Here is an 11,015-nt window from a genome sequence, read left to right as displayed (position 1 = left end):
GCAGTCAATGCGTTTTTGACAACAAACTTTGCAGTAGCAGGTGCGATGATTTCGTGGATGATTATAGAATGGACGAAATATGGCAAACCTACTTTGCTAGGCAGTATTACAGGGATTGTGGCAGGGCTTGTGGCGATTACTCCCTCTGCGGGATTCGTAACACCATTTTCTGCAATCGTGATTGGGTTTTTTGTTTCTCCTATTTGCTTTTTTGCCATTAGTGCGATGAAGTCTAAGTTTGGTTATGATGATACGCTTGACGCATTCGGATTGCACGGAGTAGGAGGGATTTGGGGTGGAATCGCAACAGGACTTTTTGCGACAAGCTCGGTTAATGAAATCGTAAGCAAGGAAGCTGCAGGTGAGGGTTTGCTATATGGCGGAGATTGGAGTTTGCTCTGCGTGCAGATTGTCGCAATTATCGCGTGCTTTGCGCTTTCGGCTGTGGTTAGTTTTGTGGTGCTAAAAATAATGAGTGTTTTTGTGCTCTTGCGTGTAGAGGAAGTGCAAGAGGAAAATGGTTTAGACCAGTCTTTACACGGAGAAATTGCCTACCGATAGGGGTTTATTTATAGAATCTCGCAAGGATAACCTTTATCCTCTCTCTCACAAATGCAGTGAAGCAACCCATAACCCGCATACTTATAGCTTCATTCTATCGCCCTTGCGAGAAATTGCTAAATGCAACTTTCACAACAATCTATAATTCCGTATAAATTAACCTTTACAATGGAATTTAAAAAGCGAGATTCTGTATTACAAATTGTTTCATCTCCCAATAAATACAAAATTATCCCAAAATTTCCAATTTTTAAGCAATCTCTTTTGCTTGGCATTATAAACTTTTATTTTCAAACAAAAGGAATCTCAAATGCAATGGAATCGCTTTGACACACGTTGGACACTCTCACTTTTTGGCACTGCAGTAGGTGCTGGAATATTGTTTTTACCTATTCGCGCAGGCACTGGAGGATTCTATCCTGTGGTGTTAATGAGTTTTCTCATCTTTCCTATGGTGTGGCTCTCACACCGCGCACTTAGTCGCTTCGTCAATGAATCCAAAAATACAGAACACGACATTACACACGCGGCAGAGGAATATTGGGGACGCGGAATCAGTTTTTTTATCACACTTCTTTATTTCTTTGCGATTTATCCTATTTGTCTTGCCTATGGAGTGGGCATTACCAACACTTTTGCAAGTTTTTTCGTTCATCAGCTAAACCTTATTAGTCTTTATGACCCAAACACGATGACGCTTTATCCTCTTGCGCGTGCTGGACTTGCTTTTGTGCTCGTAAGTGCGATGATGGCAATAATGGTATTCAAAGTAGAAACAATTACCAAAGCTTGTAATGCACTCGTCTATCCTTTGTGTGCAGTGCTTTTCGCATTTTCTCTCTACCTAATTCCCTATTGGAAACTAGAATCGCTACAAAAAATACCAAGTTTTGAGGAACTAATCCAAGTTGTTTGGCTTACTTTGCCTGTGCTTGTATTTGCTTTCAATCATTCCCCTGCAATTTCCACCTTCACACTTAACGTGCGCAAAACCTATCATAACTCACAAGAAAAGGCAAATCAAATTCTCTTTCGCACCGCAATTTTATTGCTTGTTTTTGTGATGTTCTTTGTCTTTTCTTGTATTTTGTGTCTCAATGCGGAGGATTTCGCCCAAGCAAGGGAGGCAAATATTCCAATTCTTTCTTATTTTGCAAATCAATTCCACACGCCCATTATTGCTTTAGGCGCACCACTTGTGGCATTTTTGGCGATTGTTAGCTCATTTTTTGGACATTATTTTGGAGCATTTGAGGGCTTGAATGGAATCATAAGAAAAGCCATTAAACTAAGCGGCAATGAAGCACCAAATCTCCGCAGTATCAAAATTTTTAGCACTTTATTTATGTATTTTACAATTATTCTTGTTGCTTATCTTAATCCTAGCATTTTGGGCTTCATTGAAGATTTAGGAGGTCCAATCATTGCAGCAATTTTGTTTTTAATGCCCATCATCGCAATTTGGAGTGTAGGAAAACTCAAAAAATATAAAAATCCCTTATTGGACGGATTCGTATTCATCACGGGACTTTTGACAATTACAAGTGTTGTTTATAAGTTTTTCTTGTAATCCAAATTCTCAATTTGCACTAAAGCAAGCGTGTGCTGTAAGGATAAAAATCAGCACACAAGAATACACACTAATCTTTCAGCGAAGAAACGAAGCAAATCCATAACCTTAGCAATCAAAAATACTTGCGATATAAAATTATAGATTGCCACGAATTCTCTTTTAATAACGGCAACAGGATTCAATATTTTTTTACAACAACAGAAATTAACTCGTAAATTGCACTTTCTAACATAGAATAGACTTTTTCAAAGCCGTCTAAATCCTTAAAATAATAAGGGTCTGGAATCTCTTTTCCTTTTAAGCCAAAATCTCCCATTAAAGCAAGTTTTTCTTTTGGAAAACCTAACTGCAATAAGTCGTGATAGTTTTGCTTATCCATTGCAATAATCAAATCAAAATCCAAATCGCCATACACACTAACTTTGCGCCCTTTAAGATGGGAAATATCAATCCCGTGTCGCTTACCTACCATAATAGAATGCTCGCAGGGTGGCTCGTCAATATGCCACCCACTCGTTCCTGCAGAATCTATATACAAAGACAATCCCGCTTCTTTTACAAGCTTCCTCGCAATTCCTTCTGCCAAAGGCGAGCGACAAATATTTCCCAAACACACAAACAAAATAGAATGAATCGCCATAAAATTCCTTAAGATATCTGCAAACCTCCCCTTAACTCTGCATTGCAATCCATTTTTGTGCAATTCTCACTGCATTTGTTGCTGCACCCACGCGGATTTGGTCTGCAACACACCAAAGATGTAAAATGCGTTTATCATAATTATCTACACGGATTCTACCCACATAGGTTTCGTCTCTATCTGTGGCAATAATCGGCATAGGATAAGATTTTTCTTGTGGATTATCAATCAATACAACACTTTCCGCTTTCCTCAACACTTCTTGTGCTTCTTTGGCACTCACTTCACGCGCAAATTTAATAGTAATAGCTTCACTATGACTTCTAAGCACAGGCACACGCACACAAGTCGCACTTACTGCAAAATCACTATGCATAATTTTATTTGTTTCATTCACCATTTTCATTTCTTCTTTGGTATAGTCATTGCCCAAAAATACATCAATATGCGGAATCACATTTAATGCAATTCTGTGTGGAAATGCCTTTGGCTCGCATTCCTCTAAGCTAAAATCAAAGAATTTTTGCATTTGTGTTACAAGCTCTTCCATTCCCTTTTTACCTGCACCCGAAACCGCTTGATAAGTGCTAACATCTACACGCTTGATTCCAAAGGCTCTATGCAGTGGCTCTAAGACTTGTACCATTTGGATTGTGGAGCAATTAGGATTTGCAATAATTCCTGTTTTCTCCCATAAGGCAATATCTTGTGGATTGACTTCAGGTACGACAAGTGGCACATCTTCTTGCATTCTAAAATGGCTTGTGTTATCAATCACGACCGCACCAGCCCTCGCCGCACTTGGAGCAAACTCCGCACTAATGCTTCCACCAGCAGAAAAGAAAGCAATCTCAATGTTCTCTTCTTCAAAAATTTCGTGGGTTAGCTCTTTGACTTTAATCCTCTCATCTCCAAACTCTACCTCTTTGCCCACACTGCGCGCACTTGCTAATGGCACAAGTTTGTTAATCGGCAAATTGCGCTCACCCAAAACCCTAAAAATTTCTTCTCCTACCGCGCCAGTTGCACCTACAACAGCAATATTAAATTTTTTCATTTTTTCTCCTTTAGAGTTTAATATTATAACGTTCCATTTTGCTTAAAAGCAACTCTTTTTTGAATCCCAATAACTCTGCTGCACTATCTACATCAGAATCACTCGCCTTAAGAGCTTCATAAATCAGCTCTTCCTCTAAATTAGCAATTTTCTTTTTACCTCCACTCTCACGAGAGCTTAAGAACAAATCCTCTACCATAATCTCCTCTCCCTCACATAGAATTGCTGCGCGCTCTATCACAGAGAGTAACTCACGAATATTACCGGGCCAACGATAAGCAAGTAATTGTTCTTGCGCTCCCTTTCCCCAATGTTTTTTGCCTACGCCATATTGTTTATCCACTTGCTCTAATTTCCATTCGCACAGCGGAATAATCTCTTCTGCCCTCTCCCGCAAAGGCGGAATACGAATCGGAATCGTTTGCAATCTAAAAAACAAATCCTCCCGAAATTCGCCTTTTTGAATCTTTTTTTGAATATCTGCATTTGTTGCGGCAATGAAGCGAATATCCACCTTGATAGGCTTTGAACTTCCCAAACGCACAACTTCTTTTTCTTGTAAAACACGCAAAAGTTTCGCTTGCAAGGAAGCGGGCATTTCGCCTATTTCATCTAAAAAAATGCTTCCGCCATTGGCTACTTCAAACTTCCCAGCCCTGCCCTCTGTGGCATCTGTAAATGCTCCCTTTTCATAACCAAAAAGTTCAGATTCTAGCAAATTATCTGGAATCGCAGCCATATTTAGCGCAACAAAGGGCATTTGCGCTCTAGGAGAGTTTTGATGAATATAATTTGCAAACAATTCTTTTCCCACTCCACTTTCTCCAAGCAAAAGCACAGAAGCAGCGGTTTTGGCAGCTTTATTTGCGAGTTTAAGCGATTTTTCTAACGCAGGTGAGCTTGAGATAAACTGCTTATTTTCAGTGATTTTATCGTTTGATTTTCCAGCTTTTACTGGTTTCTTGCTTGCCTTTGCTATTACTTCTTGTGCTTTTTTAGCACGCAAAATCGCTTCCACGAGAGTTTCAATCTCAAATGGCTTCGTCAAAAAATCTTTCACGCCTAAACGAATGGAATCAATCGCCTTACTCAAAGTTGCATTCCCTGTGATAATGAGTGCCTCATAACGCCCATTTAGGACTTTTAAAAACTCCAAGCCGTCCATTTGGGGCATATTAATATCTGTGATGACTAAATCTATACTATCATCAAGCTTTTTAAGCGCATCTTTCGCACTTTTGAAGCTTACAACCTCAAATTCATCGTATTCCCCTAATGCAATTTCAAGAGATTTTCGCATATTAATATCATCTTCAACGATAGCTAATTTCATCTTTACTCCTTTATTGCTTTTATTGTCTTATTTATGTCGTGAGTGAGTGCATAAATCGTTGCGATTCCATCAGCATACTCTATTTGTATGCGTGTCGGTGGAATCGCCAAATAAGTTATGGATTTGCCTTGTAAATTCTGCACTTGCGTGTTATCCTCTAGTCTCACTCCCCATTTTAAAAAACATTCTAAAATTTTCTCTTTATAGTCGCGAAGCAAAGCTTTTTCAGTTTTTGCCTCGTGGCTAATTGTGCATTTTTTATAAGGATTCTTTGTTTGACGCAAAATATTTGCGCTCACCATTGCAGGAGAAAAATAATATTTTTCGTTTAAAAGCATACCATTTCTTGCTGCAACCCTATAAGAAAAAATATATTCTGATGCCTCACAAAAAGCAGTCAAATACACTATCCCTAACAGAATCCTCCACATTATTCTAAATTATCGCCTCCAAGCAATTTTGCCTCTTCGCCCTCATCACCCTCTCTTACTTCCGATTCCTTTTCTTCTTTAGGACAACGCGCAATAGAGACAACCTTGTCGTCATCTACATTGACGATAATCACACCACTTGTTGCTCGTCCTGCCTTACGAATGCTTTGCATATCTACACGAATCATCTTGCCACTACTTGTAAGCACCATAAGGTCCATTTTTTCATCTACATTGACAACCCCTACAAGCTTACCTGTCTTACCTGTAAGCTTCATCGCAATCACACCCTTGCCCCCACGATTCGTAATTCTATACTCATTCACTTCTGTGCGCTTACCGATTCCTTTTTCGCTTACACTCAAAATCTCTTCATTTTCATCTATGATTGCAGTCGCACCAATCACATAATCGTTTGGCATTTTGAATTTAATTGCTGTAACACCGCGTGCCACACGCCCAATTTCACGCACATTTTCTACGCCAAAACGCACACACATTCCCTCGTAAGTTACGACTAAAATTTCTTTAATGCTGGGATAGATGATTTTTGCTGTAACAAGCTCATCATTTTCGTCTAAATTAATAGCTCGGACGCCTACACTTCGGATATTTTTAAATTCACTCAAATTTGTGCGCTTAATGATTCCATTTTTGGTAAAAAACGCGATAGATTTATCCTCATTAAAATCTTTTGTTGTAATTGTTGCCATAATCTTTTCGTCAGAGCTTAGATTAATGAGATTCACCACTGCCTTACCAATTGCTGTCCTGCTCGCCTCTGGGATTCTATAAACCTTGAGCCAATAAAGCTGCCCTTTGTTAGTAATAAACATAATCGTATCGTGTGTATCAGATACAAAAAAGCTCTCAATAAAGTCGTCCTCGTGCGTATTTGCGGAGATTTTTCCCTTACCTCCGCGGTTTTGTTTCTCATAAGTGCGCACTGGCACGCGTTTAACATAGCCGCGATGGCTCATTGTTACGACAACAGGCTCATTAGGAATCAAATCCTCCATATCAATGTTCTCATAATCCTCTTCAATCGCAGTTTTTCGCTTTGTTGAAAACTTCTCTTTGGATTCTGACAATTCCTCTTTGATAATTGCATTTAATTTCGCCTCACTTTTCAAGATTTCACTCAATCGTGCAATCTCCTTTAAAAGCTCCTGATATTCATTTTCTATTTTATCGCGCTCTAAGCCTGTTAATCTTTGCAAACGCATATCTAAAATAGCCTGTGCTTGAATCTCACTTAGATTAAACTTGCTTACTAAGCCCTCTTTAGCGACTTTTGGGTCGCTACTTGCGCGGATTAAAGCTACAATCTCATCTATATTTTCTAAGGCAACCTTTAAGCCCTCTAAAATATGCGCTCTAGCTTTAGCCTTCTCTAGTTCAAAAATGCTTCGGCGAATCACTACACTTTTGCGATGAGAAATAAAAAGTTCCAACAATTCTAAAAGTGTGAAAACCTTTGGTTCTTTGTTGTGGATTGCAAGCAAAATGATTCCAAAAGTAGATTCCATTGGCGTGGATTTAAAGAGATGATTTAGCACGATTTCGCTCATTGCTTCGCGCTTTAACTCTACAACGACTCGGATTCCGTCGCGATCGGATTCATCACGCACTTCAGAGATTCCATCAATTACCTTGTCTTTAGCGAGTTCGGCAATCTGCTCTACAAGGCGCGCTTTATTAACTTGATAAGGAATCTCATCAATTACGATAATATCTTTGGTTTTAGTTTTTTCAATATGCGTTTTCGCGCGGATTTTAATGCGTCCGCGTCCGCCCTCATAGGCTTCGCGAATTCCACTTTTGCCATAAATAATCCCACCGGTTGGAAAATCTGGACCCTCAATAAACTGCAAAACCTCTTCTAATGGAGCTTTGGGGTTATCAATCAAATAAACTAACGCGTCTATAATCTCATCTACGCGGTGGGGCGGAATGTTTGTCGCCATTCCTACTGCGATTCCATTAGAACCATTAATCAATAAATTTGGCAAGCGACTTGGCAAAATATCTGGCTCTTGCAAAGTGTCATCATAGTTTGGCAAGAAATCCACGGTGTCTTTATCAATATCACGGAGTAACTCCTCGGCTGCTTGCGTCATTCTTGCTTCAGTATAACGCATTGCCGCCGCACTATCACCATCAATACTTCCGAAGTTTCCTTGCCCATCTACAAGCTCTAATCGCATAGAAAAATCTTGCGCCATTCGAACTAATGCGTCATAAACTGCGGTATCTCCGTGTGGATGGTATTTACCGATAACATCTCCTACGATTCTTGCACTTTTTTTATAAGCAACTCTTGAAGTAACACCTAGTTCATACATCGCATATAGAATCCTACGATGCACAGGTTTCAATCCGTCTCTTGCATCAGGCAATGCGCGTCCTACAATAACGCTCATAGAATAATCCAAATAGCTTTCTTTAATGGAATCCTCTATATTAACATTTTGAATATCTTGATTAAGTAGGTCTGACATTCCTTCCCTTTTCTTTATATTTATACTTGCTTGAAATTCGCGATTTTATCTTTATTTTACTTTAATCTTGCTAATGAAGCTTGAATTTTTTTAAGGTTGTTTGCAAAATTCTTTCAAATCTTTTTTATTTTTGAAAACTAAAGTTTCATTTTCTAATTTGCACAAAAAATCCAAAATTTCCTTGTGTGTTAGAATTCCTACTTTTAAGCTCTCACTTGAAGCATTGGGGAACTCTTTTACCTTTAAGCCCAAAAAATCATTTTCTATAAACAATGGCATACCTAGCATTTTTTCTTTTTCCTCTTTGGAAAAATCTAAAAAGTCTCTGAATGCGATTCTACTACGTAGAAATTCTGACCAATCTTGTTCGCTAAAATAAGAGATTTTCAAATTCTCCTCTAAAAGTGTTTGCAAAGAGGTTTGGATAGGTTTTTTAAAGAGATTAAAATAAGTTTTTTGGAAACTCAATTCACGAAAATTTGGTGTAGGCAAAATATTGCAATAAATATCCGTAAATCGCTCCACTTCTAGCACAGCTAAATCTAAATTATCATCTAATGCCAAAATTTTAGCGTGGCTCAAACAAGCAATCGGCTGTCCCAAAACTTCTGTGTGGTAGAGCGTAATCTCGTCTGCTTTTTTCTTATTAAAAACAATCTTCGCACTTGTAAGGACTAAATTATAATTTATCACAAAGCCATAGCCCTCAACATAGCTTGGTATATACCGATTGGGTTGTTCAAACTCTGCAACGACTTTGACGCTATCTTGTAACCATTGCGGATATTTTGCATTCGCACTCAATGCCAAAAGCACGATAAAGATAATTTTTGCCATACTTGTCCTTTTGCAATTTTTAATGCTTAAAATACTACAATAAAAAATTTAATTTTACACTAAGGATTTAAAAATGGAATTAAAAGAATTTAATCCAACACAAGAAGAATTTAACTCAATGCAATATGCAACCATTGCAACAGAAAAAGGGGAAATGAAATTCAAACTCTTTCCCAAAGAAGCACCCAACACGGTGGCAAATTTTACAAGTCTCGCCCAAAGCGGATTCTATAATCATTTAAATTTTCACCGCGTCATTCGTGGATTTGTCGCACAAGGTGGTTGTCCTGAAAATAACGGGCGCGGAGGACCGGGCTATCATATTAAATGCGAATTAGAAAACAATCCGCACAAGCATTTCAAAGGCTCGCTCTCTATGGCGCACGCGGGAAGAGATACAGGAGGAAGTCAATTTTTTATTTGCTTTGCACCGCAACCACATCTTGACGGAGAACACACTATCTTTGGACAAATTGCTCCTAACGATAAGGCAAGCCTTGCGGTGCTAGATTCTATCCAACAAGGCGATAAGATTCTAAATATTACTATTTCCGCAGAATAAGACATAGAATCGGCAATCCTCTGCGATTGCTCCCTTACGATTTTACAAGCAGAATCGCACGACAAAAATCACAAAGAAATATATTTTCAAGCACTTTAAAAGCTTTTTGAGCTATAATCAAAGCTTAAATTAATTTAGATTTTAAGAAATTTCAGGAATCTTTATGCCCAAAAATTTGAAGTTTATTGAGCCAACACGTCTTTATACAGCATTTTTTATACTTGTTGCAATCCTCTTGATTATTTTCTTTCATCACCCTTTGCTCTTATGGGCAGTGCTTGGAATAGCCTTTATCATTGGCTTTTATGAATCCTATAAACTCTACAACAAAATAACTCCAAGCCCCCTATTCCTGTCCTTTGCGCTTATAATATGGTTAAGTGTCTATCTTTTGGAATCTCCGCTTGGTGTTTTTTGCATTTTGGTGCTTTTGGGAGCATACCAAAGTTATACTAAAAAGGGAGCAATAGAGCAAATGCTGCCCTTTATTTATCCTACGATTCCATTTATTTTCTTATATTTACTCTATTTGGACAATTCCATTAATGCCTTAATTTGGCTGATTGTCATCGTAGGGCTCACGGATAGTTTTGCCTATTTTGGAGGCAAACTCTTAGGAGGCAAACTTTTTAGCAATCCCGCTTTCTGCCCCACTTCTCCTAATAAAACCAAAGAGGGGGTGCTTGTTGGGGTTGGAATTGCAACCCTCATTGGCTCATTGATTGGGCTTGGGGTTTGTGGATTCTTTACTTCTTTAATCCTAACATTTATTACAAGCATTACAAGCGTATTTGGCGACTTGTATGAAAGCTACTTAAAGCGCAAGGCAGGGGTAAAAGATAGTGGCTCTATTCTGCCTGGACACGGCGGAATCCTTGACCGACTAGATGGCTATTTCTTTGCTGTCATCATTCTTTATACTCTTTTACAAATTATTAACCTATGATTATTCTTGGTTGTAGTGGCTCTATTGGCGTCAATGCTTTAGAAATCGCCAAACGATTCTGTTTAGAAATTGAAGTGCTAGGCGCAGGAAAAAATATTTCTCTTTTAAACAAACAGATTTCAGAACATCACCCTAAAGCCATTGTGATTGCCGATGCACAAGATATTCCTAAAATTACTCCTGCATTCCAAGGAAAAATCTATATCGGCAAAGAAGGAATCCTCCAAGCAATTTTGGATTCTAAATCCAAATTAGTCCTCAATGCACTCACAGGATTTTTAGGTTTAGAACCGACACTTTGTGCAATCCATTGTGGCAAAAAAGTCGCTTTAGCCAACAAAGAAAGTCTAGTAGCTGGCGGGGAATTGATTGATATTTCAAAAATTATCCCCATTGATAGCGAACATTTTAGTCTTAGTTATTTGTTGGGATTCCCCAAAACCTCTCGTCCTTTTAGGAATCTCTACATCACTGCAAGCGGTGGGGCATTTCGCGATATGGATTTAAACGAGATTCCGCATCAAAATGCACTCAATGCCCTAAAACACCCAAATTGGCAAATGGGCAAAAAAAT

Annotated in this window: 9 protein-coding genes and 2 pseudogenes; 5 read left to right on the top strand and 6 right to left on the bottom strand. The window is 38.6% G+C overall.

Going from position 1 to position 11,015, the window contains the following annotated elements:
• Both Q1553_RS03600 and Q1553_RS03595 read left to right on the top strand, forming a co-directional pair.
• Positions 1 to 561 (top strand): annotated as a pseudogene (locus Q1553_RS03600) (ammonia channel protein); the annotation flags it as partial.
• Between the two features lie 310 nt (positions 562 to 871).
• Positions 872 to 2,131, top strand: a complete 1,260-nt coding sequence (locus tag Q1553_RS03595) for an aromatic amino acid transport family protein (protein WP_297601203.1) — start codon at positions 872 to 874, stop codon at positions 2,129 to 2,131.
• 181 nt (positions 2,132 to 2,312) lie between these two features.
• On the opposite strand, the gene Q1553_RS03590 is transcribed toward Q1553_RS03595, so the two are convergent.
• The 6 genes from Q1553_RS03590 to Q1553_RS03565 all read right to left on the bottom strand — a co-directional run bounded on the left by Q1553_RS03590 (position 2,313) and on the right by Q1553_RS03565 (position 8,933).
• Complete coding sequence (locus tag Q1553_RS03590) at positions 2,313 to 2,774, bottom strand: low molecular weight protein-tyrosine-phosphatase (protein ID WP_115551500.1); 462 nt, start codon at positions 2,772 to 2,774, stop codon at positions 2,313 to 2,315.
• A gap of 31 nt (positions 2,775 to 2,805) precedes the next feature.
• The gene (locus tag Q1553_RS03585; RefSeq protein WP_115551501.1) at positions 2,806 to 3,831 is read right to left on the bottom strand and encodes an aspartate-semialdehyde dehydrogenase; all 1,026 of its coding nucleotides are present in this window, start codon (positions 3,829 to 3,831) and stop codon (positions 2,806 to 2,808) included.
• 10 nt (positions 3,832 to 3,841) lie between these two features.
• The gene (locus Q1553_RS03580) at positions 3,842 to 5,164 is read right to left on the bottom strand and encodes a sigma-54 dependent transcriptional regulator (protein WP_297577973.1); all 1,323 of its coding nucleotides are present in this window, start codon (positions 5,162 to 5,164) and stop codon (positions 3,842 to 3,844) included.
• 2 nt (positions 5,165 to 5,166) lie between these two features.
• A complete protein-coding gene (locus tag Q1553_RS03575) occupies positions 5,167 to 5,595 on the bottom strand; it encodes a hypothetical protein (protein ID WP_300668042.1) in 429 nt (142 codons plus the stop codon).
• Positions 5,595 to 8,096, bottom strand: coding sequence for a DNA gyrase subunit A (gyrA, locus tag Q1553_RS03570; RefSeq protein WP_300668044.1), 2,502 nt, complete (start codon positions 8,094 to 8,096; stop codon positions 5,595 to 5,597). Before gyrA ends, Q1553_RS03575 begins: the two co-directional genes overlap by 1 nt.
• A gap of 90 nt (positions 8,097 to 8,186) precedes the next feature.
• Positions 8,187 to 8,933 carry a hypothetical protein gene (locus tag Q1553_RS03565; protein WP_300668046.1) on the bottom strand — a complete coding sequence of 249 codons (747 nt, stop codon included), beginning with the start codon at positions 8,931 to 8,933 and terminating at the stop codon, positions 8,187 to 8,189.
• Between the two features lie 73 nt (positions 8,934 to 9,006).
• On the opposite strand from Q1553_RS03565, the gene Q1553_RS03560 reads away from it, so the two are divergent.
• From Q1553_RS03560 to Q1553_RS03550, 3 genes and pseudogenes are all read left to right on the top strand, one after another.
• On the top strand, positions 9,007 to 9,495 hold the full coding sequence (locus Q1553_RS03560) for a peptidylprolyl isomerase (protein ID WP_115551506.1): 489 nt from the start codon (positions 9,007 to 9,009) through the stop codon (positions 9,493 to 9,495).
• 163 nt (positions 9,496 to 9,658) lie between these two features.
• Positions 9,659 to 10,441 (top strand): phosphatidate cytidylyltransferase, encoded by a 783-nt coding sequence (locus tag Q1553_RS03555; RefSeq protein WP_297570200.1) that lies wholly within the window; start codon positions 9,659 to 9,661, stop codon positions 10,439 to 10,441.
• Positions 10,438 to 11,015 (top strand): annotated as a pseudogene (locus Q1553_RS03550) (1-deoxy-D-xylulose-5-phosphate reductoisomerase); the annotation flags it as partial. The gene Q1553_RS03555 and the pseudogene Q1553_RS03550, both read left to right, overlap by 4 nt.

Origin of the sequence: Helicobacter sp. UBA3407, assembly GCF_949747025.1 — a bacterium.
GTDB lineage: Bacteria > Campylobacterota > Campylobacteria > Campylobacterales > Helicobacteraceae > Helicobacter_D > Helicobacter_D ganmani.
The sequence above is the reverse complement of the archived record's forward strand: the minus strand, read 5'-3'. Positions and strand labels throughout refer to the sequence as shown.

Excerpts from the sequence above, each read along its gene's own strand:
- Q1553_RS03560 (WP_115551506.1), top strand. The coding sequence starts at position 9,007 with ATGGAATTAAAAGAATTTAATCCAACACAAGAAGAATTTAACTCAATG.
- Q1553_RS03580 (WP_297577973.1), bottom strand. The coding sequence starts at position 5,164 with ATGAAATTAGCTATCGTTGAAGATGATATTAATATGCGAAAATCTCTT.
- Q1553_RS03555 (WP_297570200.1), top strand. The coding sequence starts at position 9,659 with ATGCCCAAAAATTTGAAGTTTATTGAGCCAACACGTCTTTATACAGCA.
- Q1553_RS03585 (WP_115551501.1), bottom strand. The coding sequence starts at position 3,831 with ATGAAAAAATTTAATATTGCTGTTGTAGGTGCAACTGGCGCGGTAGGA.
- Q1553_RS03595 (WP_297601203.1), top strand. The coding sequence starts at position 872 with ATGCAATGGAATCGCTTTGACACACGTTGGACACTCTCACTTTTTGGC.
- Q1553_RS03575 (WP_300668042.1), bottom strand. The coding sequence starts at position 5,595 with ATGTGGAGGATTCTGTTAGGGATAGTGTATTTGACTGCTTTTTGTGAG.
- Q1553_RS03565 (WP_300668046.1), bottom strand. The coding sequence starts at position 8,933 with ATGGCAAAAATTATCTTTATCGTGCTTTTGGCATTGAGTGCGAATGCA.
- Q1553_RS03590 (WP_115551500.1), bottom strand. The coding sequence starts at position 2,774 with ATGGCGATTCATTCTATTTTGTTTGTGTGTTTGGGAAATATTTGTCGC.
- gyrA (WP_300668044.1), bottom strand. The coding sequence starts at position 8,096 with ATGTCAGACCTACTTAATCAAGATATTCAAAATGTTAATATAGAGGAT.